The 21,479-nt window shown below is 32.9% G+C and carries 24 protein-coding genes and 1 pseudogene; 4 read left to right on the top strand and 21 right to left on the bottom strand.

Features of this window, described 5'->3' with window-relative positions; translation table 11 throughout:
- Window positions 1–25: 25 nt before the first annotated feature.
- From DPQ31_RS13090 to DPQ31_RS13035, 12 genes are all read right to left on the bottom strand, one after another.
- On the bottom strand, window positions 26–469 hold the full coding sequence (locus DPQ31_RS13090) for an NUDIX hydrolase (protein ID WP_000757632.1): 444 nt from the start codon (window positions 467–469) through the stop codon (window positions 26–28).
- 154 nt (window positions 470–623) lie between these two features.
- Entirely contained in the window at window positions 624–1,040 is a 417-nt protein-coding gene (locus DPQ31_RS13085; RefSeq protein ID WP_000706730.1) for a GNAT family N-acetyltransferase, read from the bottom strand.
- Between the two features lie 133 nt (window positions 1,041–1,173).
- Window positions 1,174–2,382 carry an L-lactate MFS transporter gene (locus DPQ31_RS13080; RefSeq protein ID WP_097958627.1) on the bottom strand — a complete coding sequence of 403 codons (1,209 nt, stop codon included), beginning with the start codon at window positions 2,380–2,382 and terminating at the stop codon, window positions 1,174–1,176.
- A gap of 280 nt (window positions 2,383–2,662) precedes the next feature.
- Window positions 2,663–2,806 (bottom strand): hypothetical protein, encoded by a 144-nt coding sequence (locus tag DPQ31_RS13075; RefSeq protein ID WP_000653682.1) that lies wholly within the window; start codon window positions 2,804–2,806, stop codon window positions 2,663–2,665.
- A gap of 31 nt (window positions 2,807–2,837) precedes the next feature.
- The gene (locus DPQ31_RS13070; protein ID WP_199633456.1) at window positions 2,838–3,854 is read right to left on the bottom strand and encodes a serine hydrolase domain-containing protein; all 1,017 of its coding nucleotides are present in this window, start codon (window positions 3,852–3,854) and stop codon (window positions 2,838–2,840) included.
- Window positions 3,855–3,952: 98 nt separating this feature from the next.
- Window positions 3,953–4,219 carry a heterocycloanthracin/sonorensin family bacteriocin gene (locus DPQ31_RS13065; protein WP_001071378.1) on the bottom strand — a complete coding sequence of 89 codons (267 nt, stop codon included), beginning with the start codon at window positions 4,217–4,219 and terminating at the stop codon, window positions 3,953–3,955.
- Between the two features lie 197 nt (window positions 4,220–4,416).
- Window positions 4,417–4,863, bottom strand: coding sequence for an NUDIX domain-containing protein (locus tag DPQ31_RS13060; protein ID WP_097958624.1), 447 nt, complete (start codon window positions 4,861–4,863; stop codon window positions 4,417–4,419).
- A 25-nt stretch (window positions 4,864–4,888) separates the two neighbouring features.
- Entirely contained in the window at window positions 4,889–5,227 is a 339-nt protein-coding gene (gene cutA / locus DPQ31_RS13055) for a divalent cation tolerance protein CutA (RefSeq protein ID WP_087969309.1), read from the bottom strand.
- 29 nt (window positions 5,228–5,256) lie between these two features.
- Window positions 5,257–5,715, bottom strand: coding sequence for a GNAT family N-acetyltransferase (locus DPQ31_RS13050; protein WP_208732018.1), 459 nt, complete (start codon window positions 5,713–5,715; stop codon window positions 5,257–5,259).
- Window positions 5,716–5,791: 76 nt separating this feature from the next.
- Window positions 5,792–6,715, bottom strand: a complete 924-nt coding sequence (locus DPQ31_RS13045; RefSeq protein WP_199633455.1) for a nucleoside hydrolase — start codon at window positions 6,713–6,715, stop codon at window positions 5,792–5,794.
- A gap of 163 nt (window positions 6,716–6,878) precedes the next feature.
- The gene (locus DPQ31_RS13040) at window positions 6,879–8,240 is read right to left on the bottom strand and encodes a family 8 glycosyl hydrolase (RefSeq protein WP_208732017.1); all 1,362 of its coding nucleotides are present in this window, start codon (window positions 8,238–8,240) and stop codon (window positions 6,879–6,881) included.
- Between the two features lie 138 nt (window positions 8,241–8,378).
- Window positions 8,379–9,293, bottom strand: a complete 915-nt coding sequence (locus DPQ31_RS13035; protein WP_208732016.1) for a DMT family transporter — start codon at window positions 9,291–9,293, stop codon at window positions 8,379–8,381.
- A gap of 151 nt (window positions 9,294–9,444) precedes the next feature.
- Here DPQ31_RS13035 and DPQ31_RS13030 point away from each other — a divergent pair, with 151 nt between their 5' ends.
- On the top strand, window positions 9,445–10,878 hold the full coding sequence (locus tag DPQ31_RS13030) for a MocR-like pyridoxine biosynthesis transcription factor PdxR (protein ID WP_208732015.1): 1,434 nt from the start codon (window positions 9,445–9,447) through the stop codon (window positions 10,876–10,878).
- A 45-nt stretch (window positions 10,879–10,923) separates the two neighbouring features.
- On the opposite strand, the gene DPQ31_RS13025 is transcribed toward DPQ31_RS13030, so the two are convergent.
- Window positions 10,924–11,454: a DUF4269 domain-containing protein gene (locus DPQ31_RS13025; protein WP_199631660.1), complete on the bottom strand. Its 531-nt coding sequence runs from the start codon at window positions 11,452–11,454 to the stop codon at window positions 10,924–10,926.
- Window positions 11,455–11,627: 173 nt separating this feature from the next.
- On the opposite strand from DPQ31_RS13025, the gene DPQ31_RS13020 reads away from it, so the two are divergent.
- Together DPQ31_RS13020 and DPQ31_RS13015 are read left to right on the top strand one after the other, a co-directional pair.
- Window positions 11,628–12,089 (top strand): DUF2306 domain-containing protein, encoded by a 462-nt coding sequence (locus tag DPQ31_RS13020; protein ID WP_000021723.1) that lies wholly within the window; start codon window positions 11,628–11,630, stop codon window positions 12,087–12,089.
- A gap of 108 nt (window positions 12,090–12,197) precedes the next feature.
- Window positions 12,198–12,611 (top strand): magnetosome magnetite crystal formation protein family, encoded by a 414-nt coding sequence (locus tag DPQ31_RS13015; RefSeq protein WP_000603895.1) that lies wholly within the window; start codon window positions 12,198–12,200, stop codon window positions 12,609–12,611.
- A gap of 133 nt (window positions 12,612–12,744) precedes the next feature.
- Here the strand turns inward: DPQ31_RS13015 and DPQ31_RS13010 are convergent, their stop codons facing one another.
- Window positions 12,745–13,620, bottom strand: a complete 876-nt coding sequence (locus DPQ31_RS13010) for a glycerophosphodiester phosphodiesterase (protein WP_097958615.1) — start codon at window positions 13,618–13,620, stop codon at window positions 12,745–12,747.
- Between the two features lie 46 nt (window positions 13,621–13,666).
- Window positions 13,667–14,467, bottom strand: coding sequence for a GNAT family N-acetyltransferase (locus tag DPQ31_RS13005; RefSeq protein WP_097958614.1), 801 nt, complete (start codon window positions 14,465–14,467; stop codon window positions 13,667–13,669).
- 495 nt (window positions 14,468–14,962) lie between these two features.
- Here DPQ31_RS13005 and DPQ31_RS13000 point away from each other — a divergent pair, with 495 nt between their 5' ends.
- A complete protein-coding gene (locus DPQ31_RS13000; protein WP_199631662.1) occupies window positions 14,963–15,673 on the top strand; it encodes a hypothetical protein in 711 nt (236 codons plus the stop codon).
- A 58-nt stretch (window positions 15,674–15,731) separates the two neighbouring features.
- On the opposite strand, the gene DPQ31_RS12995 is transcribed toward DPQ31_RS13000, so the two are convergent.
- The 6 genes and pseudogenes from DPQ31_RS12995 to DPQ31_RS29695 form a co-directional block, all read right to left on the bottom strand.
- Entirely contained in the window at window positions 15,732–17,027 is a 1,296-nt protein-coding gene (locus tag DPQ31_RS12995) for an MFS transporter (RefSeq protein ID WP_199631663.1), read from the bottom strand.
- Window positions 17,028–17,140: 113 nt separating this feature from the next.
- Complete coding sequence (locus tag DPQ31_RS12990) at window positions 17,141–18,364, bottom strand: methyltransferase domain-containing protein (protein WP_208732014.1); 1,224 nt, start codon at window positions 18,362–18,364, stop codon at window positions 17,141–17,143.
- Window positions 18,365–18,463: 99 nt separating this feature from the next.
- Window positions 18,464–18,805 (bottom strand): annotated as a pseudogene (locus DPQ31_RS12985) (terminase large subunit); the annotation flags it as partial.
- On the bottom strand, window positions 18,802–19,158 hold the full coding sequence (locus DPQ31_RS12980) for a hypothetical protein (RefSeq protein WP_000763336.1): 357 nt from the start codon (window positions 19,156–19,158) through the stop codon (window positions 18,802–18,804). The pseudogene DPQ31_RS12985 and the gene DPQ31_RS12980, both read right to left, overlap by 4 nt.
- Before the next feature lie 149 nt (window positions 19,159–19,307).
- Window positions 19,308–19,643 (bottom strand): HNH endonuclease, encoded by a 336-nt coding sequence (locus DPQ31_RS12975; RefSeq protein WP_208732013.1) that lies wholly within the window; start codon window positions 19,641–19,643, stop codon window positions 19,308–19,310.
- A 336-nt stretch (window positions 19,644–19,979) separates the two neighbouring features.
- Window positions 19,980–21,479 (bottom strand): YVTN family beta-propeller repeat-containing protein (locus DPQ31_RS29695; protein ID WP_208732012.1); only part of this gene is annotated, 1,500 nt, incomplete at its 5' end.

Raw genomic sequence — 21,479 nt, 5'->3', positions numbered from 1 at the left:
CCCCGCCTTAAATGAAATGATTTATTTATAAAGATTGATGAACGATTGTTCCGTTAAAAAAGTAAGGTACTGTTTCTTTCCTTTGTAAAAAATCTAGTAACTGTTCAGGTATACGTAAATACGGTGCTGCTATATGTAATTCCATCCAAGTAATCTCTTCGATTTCTTTTGGACGGGATATATATGTCTCTCCGCCGATTATTTCACCTAAAAAATTAAAGAAAATGGCATGATGGCCTCTCTCCTCGAAAAAGGCTTCGCTTATGGAACAAATCCCCTTTACAGTTATATGTAGCCCTGTTTCTTCTTTTACTTCCCGAATGACTGCCTCTTCTAACGTTTCCCCAAATTTAACTGCGCCACCTGGTAATGTGTAATAAGATCCATTTTTCCCTTTGTTTTTTACCATTAAGATTTTTTCGTTCGTTTTATCGTACAAAAGCGCGTATGTAACATTAACCTTTTTCATATTTACCCCTTTATTAATAAGAATTTTCTGTCTCTATTTCATTTTACCAGATACATACAAATTAAAAAGAACGTATTTTGATATAGATGATTCAAAATACGTTCTTTTCAATTCATTAAATTTTATATATTGAGATTAATTAATTCCATACACTTTATAACCTTTTCTCTAAATAATAATGATTATGTCCTTTTGGATGATCTTCACTCACTCCAATTACTTTAAATCCATGTTTTTTATAAAAATCCGGAGCTTGAAAGCTAAACGTATCTAAGTTGATTAGCCTACATCCTTTTTCAATTGCAAATTCTTCGATAAGTTTTATTAATTTACTTCCGTATCCTTCGTGTCTGCATTCTTCAGAAACCCATAGGAAATCAACATGTACATGGTGCCAAAATGTTATAGCTGTTATACCTCCTACTATTTCCTCTTTTTCATTTTTCACTATAAAACTAACCTTTTCTGAAGGAGCTTTCTCTTCATTTGAAAGATGTTTTTGATTATATTCAATTACTTTTTCTCGTATGTAATTACTATCTTCTTGAACCCATTGTTTTACTATCTTCATTTTACATATCACGCTCCTTTTATTTTATCTATTCCATTTCATGATTGTATTGTCCTGTCTTTACTAAACAATGAAAGGAGCATAGTTAACGTTGTAATGAAAAAGAGCCCTACCATAAGGACTCTTTTTAAAACTAAGCTATTTTTCGATGTAACTGCTTGATTTCTTTTTTCTTCTCTATATTTGGTGGACGAATTAAAATAGAAATAATGAAAGAAATCGCACATAAAACACCTATTGTAATAAAGGTTGGTTGAAATCCACCAAGTAATGCTCCAATGAATGAACCTGCAAGTGCACCAAATCCGAAACCTTGATATACAATCCCGTAATTTGTACTATGATTTTTTAAACCGAAGAAATCTCCGACAATAGCTGGGAATATTGTAATATTACCGCCGAAGCAAAAGGCGACACTTGCTACACAAGCAAAATAAACCCCGTAATTTAATGGAATGAAACTAAGAGTAAAGACGGACACTCCAATAATAATAAATGTTGCAGAGACAATTTTCATTCTACCAATTTTATCTGATAACGTTCCAAGAATGATTCTACCTACTGTATTAAAGACTGCAATCATTGCGACGGCGTTAGCGGCGGTTGCTGCACTAAGTCCAACGAGTTGTACGCCGATATCTTTTACCATACCAATTAAGTACAGACCACCCATACACGATGTGAATAACATGAAAAACAACAGATATACTTGTTTCGTTCTCATCATTTCACGTGGCGTATAGTCATTGTGTAATGTTTCTGTTACCGTATTACTTACAATCGCTTCACGTAAGAAGAACGATCCGATTAATACTAAAAGTAAGACGATAATGCCCCAATACAAAAATGCTTGTGATACACCAAGGCTATCGATAAGATTTCCGTTTATATATCTAAAAATTAAACTGCCCATTCCATATGCTGAAACAGATATTCCAGAAATAAGTCCTTTTCGATTTGGAAACCATTTAATTAAATTAGATAGTGACGTAATATAAGCTGTTCCATCCGCATATCCAACAACAACACCAGCTAATAAATATAGTAATGGTAAGGAAGAAACTTGTGAACTAAGTATTAAACCGAGTCCTAGAACAATTCCTGCAGTAGCGATAAGTTTACGAAGTCCTAATTTTCGCTGCAACTTTGCTGCAAACAAGGTTGAAAATGATAAAGAAAAGCTTGTTATGGAGAAAGTTATCGCAACTGAATTGAGATTCCATCCGAACTTACTTACAAGGGGTTGATTAAATAAACTCCATGTATAAATTGTTCCAAGGCCAATTTGAACAATGATTGTACCTAGAACAATTAATAGCGGATTTATAGAAGTTTGTTTCATACTAACTGTCCCCTTCTTTTACCTTGACATGAATTTTCACAGTTAGTATATCCATTGAAAAATACAAGATACTGTACGGAAAATGGAAATTAAGTTTATGTACACAAAAAGACACTTCATTATGAAGTGTCTTTTCGCAGGTTATATCAGATACATTTAAAGAAAGCTTTGTTAAGATAAGCCATTTTCAAGTGCTTATGTATATATGTTATCAAATATTTTCTTACATGTGATGGGACTTAAGACGTATTTTTTATTCGTCATATAGTCGGATAAGAAATTAATATTCGATTTCATCAAAATCTTTCGGTTGCGGTACAGTTTGCATGTTAGCTGCATCTTTCGGATCGCTAAAAATCGCATTTTGCTCTGTATTTACATCTTTAATATTTTGCTTTTTATCTTTACTCACTTTATCTTTCAAATTCTTTCACTCCTTTTTGTTATAGGAGTAATTATGCCCTATTACAGCTAGTAAATGTATCGGCGACTAAATTGCTAAATTCACGTAAATAATATAAGTAATTATCACCGCCGTAGTTATATCTTTTATTGTACATTTTCGCAACAACTACATTATACTCAGGAATTACTAAAATGGTTGGTCCAGTAATTCCTAATATTTGATACGAACCTTTTGGAACACGTTCACCAAGTTCACTTAATTGTTTTGGTTCATTTTGAACGAACCAAAACAACCCGTTTTGTGGTAGTTCATTATTTTTATAAGCTGGACTCTGCAAGCTAGTAGCAATTTTTATAACTTCTTTTGGAACAACTTGTTTACCATTTATCATGCCTTGATTTAAATGAAGGTTGCCCCAATAAGCAAACTCTCTAGCTGAGACAAACAGATTTTTTTCGGTACCGTCATTTACTGTACCGACCTCACTGATCGCGTCTTCATTTGGATTATTAACAACGTTAACTAAATTTTCATTTTGCTGTATTCTCCATCCTGTTTCTTGGAAATTAGCAGGAGTAAATACACGCTCCTTTAACAATTCAGGAAAACTTTTATTATAAAGCCGATAAATGAGATGCGTCACCATTCTTACATTAATATCTCTATACGCCCAATCTTGTCCAGCTTGAAATTCACGGAAAATTGTCCCGTCATCCGTTTCTCCTAGACCGTGTGAATGAGTTACTAAATGCCTAATCGTTGTTTTATCAAGTAATGTAGGATCAAAGTCTTTAAAATACTTTATCGCTTCATCATCAATAGAGTTTATTTTCCCATCATAAAGCGCATACGCTACCATGAATCCTAAATAACTTTTTCTCGCAGAAGCGACGTTGAACTGTGAAGATGCTGTTACTTTTTTACTAGTAGATGTATTTGAATGATATCCACTATAATGCTCTAGTACAATTTTGTTATCCTTTATAATACATAGCGCTGTAGCAGAACTATCGTTTTTCTTTTTTATACTCTCTACCCAAGAAATCAACTTATCGTATGTATACAAATAAATCCCCCCTAATACTTATAAAAAATCACAACATGAAAGAAAAGTATTACTATAAACACCTTTCTTTCATGTGAAATATTATTGATTTTCTATACTTAAATAATCCACCAGTTCCAGCAATTAAAGCAGCTGAAACATCCTGCGCAACCTACACATCCACCGCAACGTCCTGCACAACCACCGCATCTGCCGCCACATCCACCACAGCGTCCACCACAACCTCCGCAGCCACCGCAACGACGTCCATCGTCTTGAATATAATAGTATGGATATTGATTTTGTTGTTGATCCCAGTAAACTACATTACCAGATTGATAATCATTAAGGTTTAATGATTGTAGTTCTTGTTGAAACTGATTCATTACGAACCCCTCCATTTATAAGTAATTCCGCCCAAATGTAAAAAGTTTATATATTTTTGTAAACCAAATAGAAACAAAGCTACAGACTAAATACGTACATCAACAAAATATGAACTTACACTAGGTGGTGTACCTTGTTTTTTAGCCTATTTTCTTAATATCCTTTCGAAGGACGTATTTACTATACATAGAGTGATTTAAAAATTACTTATCCAACAATTTAGTAGTTCATCATTTAATTTTCTTTCTAGTAATTCTTTAACGGAGGGCATTGGCATGATTTTATAAGTTTTTAAAGATTCTTTACTATAATCTATCCAATGAAATGCTAAATGGGATTCTCTAGACTTTGGTGGTAAATCAATATACAACTCTTTTGAAGATACTTCAAAAATGTGGTTGATTTCATGATGAAGCATTTCTTTATCTTGCCATCGGTTTTCTATAACTCCTAAAAATTGTTTTATACTGCAGTTTACTCCAAGTTCTTCTCGTAGCTCTCTTATTAATGCATGCTCTGCTGATTCCCCGATTTCAACATGGCCACCTGGTAAAAAATAATGATGCCCAATATATTCAGCAACCAATAATTTCTCATCTTTTATCACGACTGCTCGTACAATTTGATGGAATTTACTTTTCAATTGATATTCCTCCTAGTCATTTACTTTATATTTGATTAAAATAGTCATTTAATATCGGTATAATATAAATGATAGGTGTTTCATACGGGTGAATTTCATTAATAATTTCAAGAGCACTTTTTACAAGTACTCGTTTACACTTTATTTCTACTTTACATTCTTGTCCTTTGCATATTTGACCAATTTCCCCGTTAAAAGGTGATGCACTGTCTAATGGTCTCCAGTATCCTTTCACAGAACTGTAGGACAGACAATGGTCATATTTTCCTGTTTTACAAGCACCAATTTTATTTAACGCATCCCTCAACATTTCAACGTATTCTTCAGGGATAAATACTTCAATTTTCACTTCAGTAAATTGCATAATTCATTTCACAACTTTACTACATATAGTTAAACGAATACACGATATACTTCCTCACCATCATAATCATGTCCCAATGGTTGAAAACCGTAATTTTCATATAATTTCTTTGCACATATATTATCTTTATGTACTGTTAATCTTATTTCTTTACACGCCTTAAACGTATTTTTTATTAAATAAATACTTTCTTGTAATGCCGCTTTTCCATAACCATTACCTTGCTGCGATTCATCAATAATAAATCCGTTAATCCAATACATATCCGATGTCTCTATTACAACAGCATGCATAACAAAACCAACCATAAGGTCACCATCGTATATAGCAAATGGTATGTATTCTACATTGTCACCATCTGGTTTTATATATACTTTAGCAAGCGAAACTGCTACGGATGGAACAAATTTCAACTGATTTTCTTTAACTTGTAACTTTAATGCATCTTCCCAATTCTCTCTCGTAACAACCTTTAACTGGACATTCAATATTGTAAGCTCCTTTATAAAGAGGATATATTTTTATATTCAACGTAGTGAAATAATTCCCTTTTTCGACAACAACTTATAACATGATTTTTATAAAATCTTGAATGAATTTTTGTTCATCTATTTCTAGTGCTATACGGGCTCCTTCAGATATAGAGCTAGGGCGAAAATCAGCAAATGTTTGTCCTTTCGTATCTCCGTATGTATCTACATTTACTGTACGATGCACAAATTCAAAAAAACTTGGATTTACTAATCCACTTATTGCAACCACATCATGTAGCAAAGGTCCTTCCATAGATGGATTAAGCTTTTGGTATGCGGATAGATAGTAATCATACATGGGTTTCATTATCATATGAAATGGATTCTTTGTATTAGCTTGAATATAGCTAAATACATTTGGTGTTAACACAGCTTTGTTTGTTACATTTAAAGGGAATATTAATAAATTCTTTGCTTGATGGAAAACAATTTTACTTGCTATAGGATCTCCATACACGTTTGCCTCCGCTAATGGTGTTACATTTCCTACTTCTAAAAAGACGCCACCCATGAAATAGATTCCTTTTACATTCAGCATTAAGTCACTCCATAAATTAAAAGCAATTGCTAACGAGGTAGATCTTCCTACATCGACAATCGTTAAATCTTTTTCGTACTTTACAAGAATCGCAGCGATACTACCAAAATTGTATATTGGAATAGATAATACGCTTTCTGGAACATGGATGGGCCCTAATCCTTCTGCTCCGTGAATTTCAGGGTAGTACGTAGTAATTTCTTCTGTAAGTGGTTTTGTTGCACCACTAATGACAGGAATGTCTTGTCTATTTGCTAACTGTAAAATATACGCTGCATTATGTGCAGCATGTATATGCTCAACATTTCCGTATCCAGTTACAATACCTACAATTTCAATTTCGGGATGCAGTAAACCATACATAATGGCAAATGAGTCATCAATACCTGGGTCTCCGAAAAATAATACTTTTTCCAAGAAATACTCTCCCCTCATAAAAACATAGAGTCATCAATAACTATGTATATGAAAAAAGCAAGTATATCTATGCGAATTTTAGAATGGATAATGTTTTACAAAATATTAAGAAAGGAACTAGCGTATGCTAATTCCTTTCTTAAGTAACCATTCTCAAATTTAATTAATTATCGTATCCTTCATAAATTGCATCATTTATTTGATTTTGTATTTTTTTATCATCAGGTACAGGTTTCCACCAATTTCCTGTAATAAATAACATAGTTAATAAATTATAACTATCACTAAAATAACTTTCTCTCTTATTCTTCATCCAATCCCAACCACTATTTACCCACTTTTGATTATTGCTACTCGTTATACTTGCAGTAATAAACGGTGAAACAAATACAGCAGTTGGATAACTACCAATATTTGATCCGTTTAATTGATAACCATCCACAATTTTTGAAGGATTTCCATTCGTTTTATTTTGAATCCATGAAGAGACTTTATCAGAAATGACTTTACTTCTTTTCTCGCCGTACATCGCATAGTCCATTACAATTCTCAACGGTACCCGACTAGCATTGTAATAATATGCATTTGTATATTCTGACTCATCTAAGAAATCTTTAGGTGCGGGTTGTGGTGGGTTTTTTACAACAAAATCTGAAATAAGCCCTGTATTTGGAGAGTACTTATTACTAAATTGCATATATACATCGTACAAATTATTAATAACAGTAAGCCAAGTTTTATCACCTGTAAATTCATAAAATGCTCTAAGGTGTGACATCATCCAATCAGATGGCCTTGTATCAAGTGAACTTTTAGAATCCCAATCTCCTAAATTTAGTCGGTTATTATTCGTAACATTACTAGCTTTAATACCTTTTGTAATCATGTTTTGTGCTTCTTTCAAATAATTAACTGATCCATTTGATCCCCACTGCTTATGAGCAAGAAGAAGAGAATACGCAATATCTAAATCCCCATCAGTAGCAGAATCAAAATGACCTTGTGCTTTTTTACTATCTGCGACAACCCACCCCATTAAATTAGGATTTTGAGAGCTTTTAAAAGTTCTTGCTGTTTTAAATAAACCGTCATAGATTTTTTGAGCATTCGAATCATAACCAGCCATTAATACTGTAATTATCATCCCATACCCTTGACCTTCTGAAGTTCCAAGTGGCTTAAACCCATCCGCATCACCTGTAATCTCTCCTTTTACGTAATAACCACCAGGTAAAGAAGATAAATCATTTTTCAAATATTTCTTTTTCCAATTATCGTAGTAACTTCTTACAGAAGCATTTAAACTTTCCTGTGTAACATGATTCGGTTTTATAACACCTGCATAATTAACTTGCTGGGGAAATGGTTTCATTTCCTTTGCAGCAGCTACTTGTTGATTAACTATGGGAATAGAATTGTGTATTGAATTGTCCGTTACACTTGCTGAGAAACTAGAATTAGAAAAACTAGCTAGTCCGATTCCTGCAATTGAAATACATATGAAAATTTTTCTTTTTCCATTCATTATGTTGTCAGCTCCTTTTAAAATGTTTACTACATAAAATGTAGCATACAATATTTAACTGAAATACAAAATATTATATTTATCAACATAAGAAAGAAACTATATCAAAAAGTATCATAAAATCATTATCTAATTAAGTTATATCGATTTATTGTTTACTAGATTCCTATGTTTTTCTTTTCTTACTACTCGTATATGAGCAATCAATATCCCAAGTATAGTAATCCCACCTCCAATTACAGAAATAAAAGTCGGTACTTCACCTAACCATACCCAAGCTATAAAGCACGCAGTGACTGGCGTTAAATATAGAGAACTTGTTGCCTCGGAAGCACCAGCACGAGATATAATATACGCTAAGGCAAGATACGGGAGTACTGTTGGAAATAAACCTAAATATATAACACTCACATTCACTTCAAGAGGAGCTGCTAGTATTTCTGTATAAATTCCCGGTAAGAAAATAAGCTTACATACAGTGCTATATAAAATTGTATATATGGTAAATGGCAAAAAGCCGTACTTTTTCAAGTAAGAAGTTTGGAAAACGAAAAATAGGCTTTCTGAAACGGCTGCTAATAATATAAATAATCCTCCACTATTAAATTGAATAGAACCTCCTTGACTAAATGATATGAGAGCAATTCCAATAAAACTAATTACACCACCGATCCAACCATTTAATTTCATTTTTTCATTCAAAAAAACAAAAGCAAGAATTGCCGTTACAATAGGAGTAACTGAAACAATTAAACTTGCCGATCCAGCATTTACAGTTTTTTCACCGTAGTTTAATGCAATGTGATAAATAGTAAACCCTAAAGCACCGAATATAAAAATCGCTGGAATGTCTTTCAAATCAGGTAATCGTAGTTTGTATATAAAGGAAAACACAAGAAGTATGAATGAAGCGATTAACAAGCGTAGTAAAGTAAGATGTTCAGGTGTGTATGATTCAAGCCCCATACGAATTACCGGAAATGCAGTTCCCCATATTAGAATCGTAAAAGCGTGAGCACATATGATTTGGAAATCCCATTTTTTATTAAACATGTTTTCTCTTCCTCTCCAATAAACCAACCATTTTCAAATTGCCAATTATTTCTTTTCATCATATTTAATAGTTGATACAATGTCTTCAACCAGTTATTTATCGAAAAAACCAACCACTTTTCATTTTTAAATAAACGAGGGAGTTTTTTATATGACAATCGATAAAAAGGTGCCTAAATATCGGCAGATAATAGACTATATGAAAGAAAAAATTGAAAACGGAGAATGGCCAATCGGAAGTAAGATTCCTAGCCAGCGGCAGTTAGCAAAGTTATTTCATGTAAATCGGAGTACTGTAATAACTGCGCTAGAAGAGCTTATGGCTGACGGCTTAATTCAAGGGCAAATCGGGGCAGGAACAATTGTTATGAATAATACGTGGTCCTTATTAGCAACGAATCCCCCGCCTAATTGGAGTGAATATGTAAAGGCTGGTATTCATAAACCAAGTAAGGTAATGGTACGTGAAATAAATGAAGCGGAATCAAATAAAACACTTATCCATCTTAGTAAAGGCGAACTTGCCCCGCATCTTTTCCCACTAGAAACAATGCAATCCATTATGAAAAACGTTAGTGAGGAATTAGATTATTTCGGATATGAGGAACAAAAAGGTTTTTTTCCGTTACGTGAAGCAATAAGTAATTACGTAAAATCGTTTGGAATACACGTATCGCCTAATTCTATATTAATCGTCTCCGGTGCATTACAAGCATTACAATTAAAATCAATTGGTCTTTTACATAGAAAATCAACCGTTTTACTCGAACAACCTTCTTACTTATATTCACTTCATGTTTTTCAATCAGCAAATATACACCTATCTGGTATAGCGATGGATCATTACGGGATTTTACCTAGCGATTTATTAACACGTATTAAATATAGTCAAAAGAAAAATATTTTATATTCTATTCCTTGTTTTCAAAATCCAACAGGGATATTAATGTCTGAAAAGCGCCGGAAAGAAATATTAAAAGTATGTGAAAAGGAACAGTTACCTATCATCGAAGACGATATTTACCGTGAGTTATGGATTGATGAACCTCCTCCAGCTCCTTTAAAATCGATAGATAAACATGGACATGTATTATATGTTGGTAGCCTCTCTAAAACACTAACTCCAGGACTTAGAATTGGATGGATTATCGGACCAGAACCTGTTATTGATAGATTATCAGATATAAAAATGCAAACAGACTATGGGTCTAGTTCTTTATCTCAAAGAGTTGCTGCTGAATGGATAAATAAAGGTTTTTATGAAGACCATGTAGCGAACGTAAGAACGCATTTAAAAGAACGAAGAAAAATGATGGTACAAGCTTTACATATGTATTGTGCAGACATAGCAACTTGGGATATTCCTAGTGGTGGATTTTTTATATGGCTAAAGGTTGTACCTAACATTCCGATGAAGAGACTATTTTTAGAGGCACTATCAAAAGGGATTCTTTTAAACCCAGGACGTATTTATGAAGAAGAATCAGATCAATGTATACGTTTATCGTATGGATATGCTTCTCCAGAACAAATAATTACCGGGATAAAATTGTTAAGTGGATTAATCCGTAAGTTAATGATATAACAAAAATCCTCTTTTATTTATAAGAGGATTTTTTGTGTACCTTATTTACCACAAACGCATTTCCTGTCCCAATAAAATAAGTTCTTCATAAGGATCTCCGTCAATTTTTAATACTTGAGCAAAAGCGGGTTCTGTTTTTAAACCGTTCTCTTTTAAGCGAATAATTTCTTCCCTTATATGTGGATGCTGCATTAATAACATGTGCTCTACTATCATATGTCTATATGCATTTTGGTTACGCACTGGATTAGGCTGAGCAAATAATTCAAATTCAAAACCTTCAAATTCAAAATTTACTTTTATCGATTCAGTATTTTTAATTTTTTTCTTTTTTATTTTGAATCCTTCATAAGAGCCATATAAAGATCTCATTTCTTGTTCAAAAACATCAAAGTTATGTACTTCCATTACAATATCTAAGTCAGATTGAAGCGTATCAACTCTTATAGGTATTGTCCCGCAAAGAACGGGACTATACAAAGCTAAATCCTGCATGATGTTTAGTTTATTCAAAACATCATATACCTTTTGTTGCTTGTCATTCCCTGATTGTAAATATGTAATAGATGTAAACATGGGAGTCTCTCCTTCATTTCACGTAATACGTGACTCACTAAATTCAAGAAAATTTGTCCGTTTAAATTTGTTCTAAGAGTACCTTTATTTCAATATATTAAGACGAATAAACAATATGTTTCAACTTTTCTCCTATACTGCAATACTATAAAAATAAAAAAGGAGGAATTATTATGAGCATTTTCAACATTCTTTTATCCATACACATTTTATTTGGAACAATATGCTTAATTACCGGTATTGTAGCGATGGTTGCTCAAAAGAAGAAAGGCAAACATACAGAATGGGGCGAAATATATCATGCATCTTATGTTGTTATCACCCTTACTGCAATCATATTGTCCATAATAAATTGGGATAAAATCGCATATTTATTTTATGTAGCAATTTTCTCTTATTCATTTGCGATTTATGGTTACCTTGCAAGAAAAAAGCGTTGGAAAAATTGGCTTCACCACCATATTAGAGGTATGTTAGGCTCTTATATTGGTGCCGTCACCGCACTTTTAGTAAATATAGGCATCCATATTCCTATTATAAATTTACTTCCGCCAATTTGGTTTTGGTTTTTACCTACTTTAATCGGCATTCCTCTCGTAGTCAGTGTATCAAAAAAATATAAAAAACGTAGTTAAAATTAGTTACATTTTGATTACTTTCTAGTTCATTTTTATTCCATGTTTCCTATGATATAATGGGTTGTATTGTTTTTTACCATCTACATTAAATATAGGAGGATTTTGATGATACTATCACAAGATAAAAACATTAAACTAGCGATACATGGAATTACTTTATTATCTTTCTTGGCCTTTTTCCTCTTTGGTAATACACTTTTCTTTATACCGCTCATACTTTATTTCGTTTTCAAATCACAAAGTATAAAAGAAATGAATCTAGAATCAGCCCTTTTTCAATTTGGAGTATGGCTCGCTGTATTTCTTTGGAACTTCGTAGTAGTCCGTACGCTCATGTTTTCCTTATTACACATTGACTTGAGTACAAATTCCTTGTTTGTTATTTTTGGAACAATTCCACTATATATAATACTTTTAGCTGCTGTAATTTTAGGACCAATTAAAGGGATTTTATATGAATTACAAAATAAAGAGTTTCATTATCCTATTGTTTCACGATGGGTGCATAGAACTAAATAAAAAGAATCCAATAAAGTTATTGGATTCTTTTTATTTTCTCTTTTGCATAGTTATTTAAACTTCGGCCCAATGTATTCAATGATATTACCATCATGAAAACAGCCGTATATCATTTCCTATCGGGTAATTCTTTTTATTTATGATTTTTTAAATCCAATATTGAATGTAAACGATCCGGATAATTAGTAAACATCCCGTCGACTCCCCATGAAAGTAACTTTTTCATATCTTTTTCATTATCTACTGTAAATGGATGAACTTCTAATCCGTGTTTCTTTATTTTCTTTACGTAAGCTGAATCAATATATTTGTAATTCATACCAAGACCAATGCAGTATGTTTTATACTTTTCTATCTCTAATTCATTTAATTGAACTGCCTTTTTATATGATAATAATTGTACTAGTGGGATATTAGCATGTAAACTATGAATCTTTTGCAGACTTTCTTCACTAAAGGATTGAATAATAACTTTATCACTTATTTGGTAGTACTTTACAATTTCTAATAGCTTTTCTTCCATACCCGGATATTCATCTGGTGACTTTGTTTCTATATAATAATTAGCATTATGCCCAAACATTTCTATAATTTCTTTTAACGTTGGAACTTTAGCATTTTCAAATTCTTTCTTTGCAAAATTCGGATATTTTTCATTGAAAAAAGAGCCTACATTTAGTTGCTTCATTTCTTCTAATGTATGTTCTTTTACTAACCCTTTACCGTTTGTTGTACGGTTTACGGTTTCATCATGCATAGCTAGTAAATGTCCGTCTTTTGTCATTTTGAGATCAATTTCTATATAATCCCCCTTCAATTGTTGGCCTAATTTATATGCTGCTATTGTATGTTCTGGTGCATACGCAGAAGCGCCTCTATGTGCGATATTTTTTATATGATTTGATTGATTAATAGCTTTAGTGTATTTATGTTCGTTTATTTGCCGAAAAATAAAGATACTTATTACTATGAAAAAACAAATGATTGTAATTAGAGATATTTTTTTCATAACGGTATGTTAACTCCTATATTTAAAACAATTTGACTTGTATGATTTACTCAAATAAATGTCGATTTCCAAAAACTGTCATTCGTCCTACAGCTTGAAAGCCCGACTTTTTATAAATATTGATTCCATCAGGTGAAGCTTGTAAAACGCAATAAGTATTTTTTAATTGCTTGGCTTCTTGCAGTAAGAAGTTAAACATAGTAGAACCGAATCCTCGTCCTCTCATCTCTTCTTGAGTTGCTATGTCATAAATACCAATACTATCTTTTGTACAGACCAGCGAACCAACAGTTACAACTTCATCTTTATACATGCCTAAGTATAGCTTCATATTTTCACTATTCCATAAATCGAAAGAAGAAATTTGATTATAGAATGATTGTACATGTATACCTTCCTCTGATGTACCGAATAGATCAGCTAGCGTTTCTCCAAATCTTTGTATTTGTCCGAGCGAAGATGCTTGTTGAATTGTAAAGCCTACTGGCGTGTCTATTGTTGGAGAAATTGTTTTTAAGTCTGCAACCATCGCAATACTATGTTCTGCTTCTTTTAAACCAAGTTTTAATAACTCGCTCTTAATAGTCTGCCCTTGTTCTTCATCCCAAAGCCAAACACACATTGGAAACTTCTTTTGATTATAGTATTCTACCTCCTTATTTAATTGCTTAGCTCTATCTGTTACATTATTGTTAAGTAAAGTAATGATATTAAATGTATCTGCAGGTAAACCACAGTCGACAGCAATGTAATCCTTCGTTTCTTTTACATTCATTCCTTGCACAAGTCTAGCAATATATGAGATTTTAAATGTAAAATTATCTAATAGTAACTGTTTATAATTCATAAATTGTGCTCCTTTCATAAAAATTAGTATCCGAACTCTTTGATTTTAAATATAACACATAAGTTATTTACCTTTTTCTATAAAAATATCTCTTTAATTTATGCGGGATAGCTGAAAAGAATTAAAAATGATATAACGTTGTCGGAATGAAAAAAGTGGTATATAATAAACATTAACATTACTAGTAATTATTTTAGGTATTCCTAGAATAAAGGAGCGATACATATGAAAATTACTATTTATTTCGGAAGTCATGAAGATCAAGATGTACGTACTATGGACTGTCATTTAGATGTAGAAGATACAGAAGAGATTGTTTCTGTATCATAATATAAATAAACGGGATAAACCCTATTCCCTACAGCGTTTAAGACACCTTTTACAGGTGTCTTTTTTGTTGTTTTTTTCATCAAAAACCCTTTACTTTAGAGTGTTTTAATAGTAAAATATACATATACGAACAAATGTTCTTTTACTTTAATTGTACATGAAGGGATGGTTTTTACAATGGCTCAAGCAAAGCGCAGAGGAAGAAAAAAGCAAACACCTATTATTTCAAATACAGGCTTTATCGGCTCTGTCTTTATTGATACATTGGAGTTACAAAAGAAATCCTATTATTTCGCTCGTAAAAAACTTCAAATTGTTCATCATGTACTTGATGGTCTATCTGGAGCAATGAGCGCATTATTTAAAGAACATAATATCACTGCATATATGTCATGTGTGTATTTACATAACCAAAAGAAAATCGGCTTTGTTCTTTCAACAAAACCTTTTGAACAAAGTGATGGTGTGTCTTATTTTATAAATTATTTGATCGAAAAGAATTTTTATGGTAACGAAGATGTAGAATACCAAGAAGTATTTAATACAGGTTTTATCGGTGTAGTATTCGCTGATTTATCTAGCATAGATCGCTTTAATTTTGAGTTTGAAATGGGTATGTTAACAAAGTTAATGAAAGATATGATTATTCCCGTTAAAGAACTCTTTTTACGCCATAATGTACCAGCTTATATCTCCACTTCTCATTTAGATGAGCAAAACAAATTAGGTTTCGTACTTTCTGTAAAACCATATGATGAACGTGCAGAAGCAGATTTATACTTTGAAATGTATTTAAAAGAGCGTGGATTATTTATTGGTGATGAAGAAGATGATATTGATAAGATTGTTATTAGAAAGACAGCTGAATTACGATAAAAAAGCGTAGGGGCATCATCCTGCGCTTTTTTATCTGTAACAATATCAAATAGTTACGTTAAACACTATAATCTTTGGAATGAATTTCTAAATTCAATTTATATGAATATACTTTATTTAAAATAAGAAATACTATCCCTCCTGCAATTGGAAGCGTGTAGGCCGGAATATAATTTAATAATAGACCTGATAATGTCAGTGCTATCGGCTGCATCATTTTACCTATACTTAATCCAATACTGAGCACTCTTCCCCTATATTCATCAGGAACTTCTTTTTGCATGAAATAAATTAAAGGAATATCAATTAACGCTATTATTAGCCCGAAAGAGAACATAACAACACAATACGTAATAACGCATACAAAATCATTTGCTTCAAAACTTTTGAATAAAACTGGAATTCCTGAAATAATCATAAAAACTGCCAACATTGAACTTAGCTTTTTCAAAAGATAAGAGTAAGAAAAACGATTAGTTATCTTTTTCACTAAAATTGCACCAATTATCATCCCTACTGGAAAAGTTCCTTGAATGATACCAAATTGCTTCGAACTAAGATTGAGAACTGTGTTAATAATGTATGGTAATGGAACAGTTACAGAAAATCCTAAGAAGAAATTAAGCGAAATTAAAATATGAAACGTATTCTTTAAGCTCTCCCTCTCCATTAAGTAAAAGTATCCCTCTTTTATATCTTTAATAAAATTAATTTCTCTTATTGAACATTCTTCCTTTATATCGTGCCCGAACAATTTAAAGTGAATAAACAGTATGGATATGCCAGAAAGGATAAATGAAATACCGTTTATCATTATAAAAAGTTTTATGTCTACAACAGCAAAAACGATACCACCTAACATAGGACCGAGAATTAAAGATACAGAATCGATAATTTTACTTATAGAATTAATACTCATTAACCTCTCTTTAGAGACGATATTCGGTTTTGCGGATTCTAATCCTATTCCAAAAAACGTTGTAAATACTGTTAAAAGAAAAGTAGTAGTATAAATGATGAATAAGTTTAATCCATAATTACTGCTCAATATATAAACAGTAATTAATAAGCCTCCACTTAGTAAATCCATACAAACGACCAGTTTCTTTTTATCAACTTTATCTGCGATTACACCTGCAAATGGATTCATAACAATCATTGGAATCGTTCCTAAAATAAGCGTAATTGCGAAATTCCATGCTGATCCGGTTATTTGTAACACATATAATCCTAATGCGAAACTATAAATAGAGCTACCAAATATTGATACTGTTTTCCCAAATGAATAGAGATAAATATTTCTTAGTTCTTGAGTACTTTGCTCATTTTGTGAATGTATTCGTAAACATCCCATAACTCTTTCCTCCCGTTTAACTTTGTATTACATACAGTGTAAGTTCTCGGGTCAACCCAATATCAATATGCTATTATTAAAAAGTTTTAAAAGAAAAATAAAAGAAGATGGGGTTAACCCCATCTTCTTCCGAAAAATGAATATGTATAAATTTCTTCTCCTTGAACGAAGAAATTTTCGTATTTCCCGCCTCTTTCCAAATAATTAGAAGTTCTTTCATCAATGGTTTGAAACTGTAGTTTTTGAATTTCTCCCTTAACTTTTGAAGAGGTAAAATTCTCTCGTAATTTAATTGATATATGACTATGTATGCTGAAATTTTTAAATAAAATATATGAGCTTAGCATATAACACTCTGGCTTAAAAAGTGGATTTAATTCATGCAACAAAAAGTTTTTATGCTCAAAACTATAATTACTTGTACCAGACTGATCAATGACAATATCAGCAGAATAATTCTGAATAGGTATGTTTAAAAAGTCGGCACAGATAAATAGAATGTTTCTTTTCGGGTTTCTTCTTTCAATTACATCTTTTAAAAATAAAAGTTTATTCAAATCTCGATCAACAGCAATATATAGACAATTTCCTGGTAGTTCCTCATAAATATTTCGTAAAAAGAACCCAATACCAGATCCTAAATCAAGTAGTATTTTTTCATTTAAATCTAGTTGCATTAGTTTCTTTTTCGCCCATTCTCCTCCTCTTTGAACATTTTCCAAAAAAGCAGTATCAGTTTCATGGATATAATCCGAAATAGAATCTTCAAGTGATGTCTTTTCATATGCTTTATATGAGTTTCCAGCTGTTAAAACCCCTGAAATAATCGCGTATTCTTCACCACAATTACAAATTAACTTTCCCTCAACAATTTGATTCTTATTGATAATGCCATCTTCAAGAATCAAATTTCCGTTACACTTAAAACACTTAAATACATTAAGTACGTTTAAATCTATCCCTAAAATTGAATTCGAAATTTTAGTTTTTATAGATAAATTATTTAACGCTTCCTTTAATTTATCTTTTTGTTCCTCTAAATTTTTTATTTCCTGTTCAATCTTTTCATATTTCAATTTAAATAAAGATTGATAAAAAGTATTTTTTTCGTAATCTATAGATTTCCCTAAATTTTTATAAAGAAAAAGATCTTTAATTTCATTTAAGCTAAATCCTAGCCTTTTGTACTCTAAAATAAGTTCCATATCTTTTTGACAATACTCATCAAAAAAATAGTGCCCACCTTTCTTTTCAGGAATAATGAGACCGAGGTCTATATAATGTCTAATCGTATCTACACTTACAGTATTTACTTCTGCAAACTTACTGATTTTCATACTATCACTACCATTTATATATTTGTTTATACATACTTCTTTATTATTTTAAAAAACCCTTTCATCTCCCTATACAAAATTATTTATGGTATGAAAAAGATGCAATTCGCTAATAAAGAAGTGTGTCAATGCACTAATCAATCCGTTTTTACCAGCACCCCTTGCCATCATCCAAAAATGCTGATCAAAATAAACATCCTCATATTCATCAAACAAAAACACAAATGTTATTAAAAATTTTTGAAAGGAATTTAATTTAAAATGCCACTTTTCTATGAAAGTTACACATTTATGAATTAAATCCATATCGAAATGTAAATCATTACGGGTTAATATATCTTGCTTTAAATAATTAATAAGCATGATGCGTTCTTTATTTAATAATACGGTTCCTGTTTCATATAGTTCTATATATTCACTTACACACTTATGAACAATCATATTAAATCACTTGCCGAATACTTCTTAATTTCTTTTTTATTATTTCCCTCTGGCAACAAATCCGTTAATTGTTTAATGACCCTTTGATATGATTGATCACGGGTATTATATAACCGGGCAACAGGTCGTTCTCTTTCATACGGCTCTGTTTTATCAGATTGTGAGAACATTTCATAGTCACCATTCTCAGATATATCCATCCACATCTCATTCAATAAAACTCGTAATCTCGCTGCTTGAATAATTAACCCTTCTACCACTTTCAACTTACTAGGTGGGATGTCTTTAAATAGTCTTTTTAAACGATTTTTTTCTTTGTTAACTAGCACCTCACGCTCATCAATGTCCGCCATAATATCACCTCGATTCAATCATATTTTCATATTGGGTAGGGGTCCTATACGAAACAGCTCAAAAATCTGAAAAAACGACCCCCTCCTCCGGTGCCCCTAAGACGAATTTTTCATGAAATATTTTAAGGGGGGGTATTTTTGTTGTATTTTCACCATTTCTCATCATGTTCCCATTTATTTTGTTTCTTTTCGTAAACTCTTCCATGCTCTTTGTTATGGCAATTCACACAGACTGTTTCAAGGTTGTCTATATCTAATGCAAGATCAGGATGATGCTCAAGCTCTTTAATATGATGGACAACGAGTTGAATCTTCTTACGCTTTGCGCTTTCGCTGTACTCATTGGTATCTGTTTGAACTCGACCATTTCGTTTACACTCTCGACACTCATAGTTGTCACGTTTTTTTACTTGTTCACGTAAGCTCTTCCACTCACTACTGTCATAGAACTTACGCTTCTGTTGTTTGGTTTTGTATTGTTTCATTCTTCTCCACCGACTGCTTTTCTGCTGATAAGCTATCAATCAATTTATTTAGTACACTTAATATCGCATCTCCATATTCTGTTGCTATTGCATTAAATGTTACTTCTCCGAATAACTCCTATACTTGTTTTAAGTTTATATGTTTTACAAATTCTTATTCACCTATCACCATGATGATTGTAATCTTTCCTCTTCAAAATAAAATAAGACGCTAAACCAATTATGGAAGCGCCCCGCATCTACCATTCCAATCACTATATCCTTATAATAATCGAATATAAAACACTAGATTGTAGCTCTTTTTGCATAATCAGTGTCTTCAGCAGTAACTTTAATTTAAGGATTAACTCCTATCCCATCTGGAGCAAAGAATCCAGAAATTGTAGAAATAATAGTATTTGACAAACCATCTATCACAGATACTTTATTATCACCTGTTGATACATATATTCGATTTGTTAATGGATTGACTCCCACCCCAACTTGAGAAGCAGTTCCAGCAATGGTAGTAATCACAGTATTCGTTGATCCATCTATCACTGAAATATTGTTATTTACAATACTAGGTAAATATATAAGATTAGTTGATGGATTGACTCCTACTGTCCTTGCCTCGTTGCCTACTCCAACTGTAGTGATTACACTATTTGTCGTTCCATCTATCACCGAAACAGTACCGGAAGTGCTTGAAACATAAATTCGATTTGTTAATGGATTAACTCCTACTGCAAAAGCACCGACTGCAACAGAAATATTGGTAATCACCGTGTTCATTAATCCATCTATCACCGATACAGTATTATTGCCTAGATTGGCAACATAAATTCGATTCGTTAATGGATTGACTCCTATTCTTATTGGAAACGATTGCACCGCAAGAGGAATAGTTGCAATTACAGTATTTGTTGATCCTCTAATGACAGAAACATTGTCACTAAAAAAATTGGATATATATATAAGATTAGTTGATGGATTGACCCCTACTCCACCAGGAGCATCCCCAACCGGAATAGTTGCAATTACAGTATTTGTCGTTCCATCTATCACCGAAACTGTATCACTAGTTATATTCGATACATAAATGCGATTAGTTGATGAATTGACTCCAACATCATTAGGATTCGTTCCAACTGTAATGGCAGTAATCACAGTATTTGTTTCTCCATCTATCACTGAAACAGTACCATCCCCCTGATTTGCTACATAAATACGATTTATAGATGTTGAACCTGTTGCTCCAGTTGGACCTGTTGTTCCGGTTGGACCTGTTGCTCCAGTTGGACCTGTTGCTCCGGTTGGACCTGTTGCTCCAGTTGGACCTGTTGCTCCGGTCGGACCTGTTGCTCCAGTCAGACCTGTTGCTCCAGTCAAACCGGTTACTCCGGTTGAACCGGTTACTCCGGTTGGACCTGTTGCTCCAGTTGGACCTGTTGCTCCAGTTGGGCCTGTTACTCCGGTTGGACCTGTTGCTCCAGTTGGGCCTGTTACTCCGGTCAGACCTGTTGCTCCGGTCGAACCGGTTGCTCCAGTTGGGCCTGTTACTCCGGTTGGACCTGTTGCTCCGGTTGAATCGGTTACTCCGGTTGGACCTGTTGCTCCAGTTGGGCCTGTTACTCCGGTTGGACCTGTTGCTCCAGTTGGGCCTGTTACTCCGGTCAGACCTGTTGCTCCGGTTGAACCGGTTGCTCCAGTTGGGCCTGTTACTCCGGTTGGACCTGTTGCTCCGGTTGAATCGGTTACTCCGGTTGGACCTGTTGCTCCAGTTGGGCCTGTTACTCCGGTTGGACCTGTTGCTCCAGTTGGGCCTGTTACTCCGGTCAGACCTGTTGCTCCGGT

The sequence above is a fragment of the Bacillus sp. COPE52 genome (assembly GCF_003355115.1).
Lineage (GTDB): Bacteria > Bacillota > Bacilli > Bacillales > Bacillaceae_G > Bacillus_A > Bacillus_A toyonensis.
Note: the sequence above shows the minus strand (reverse complement) of the source record. Positions and strands in the feature narration are given on the sequence as shown.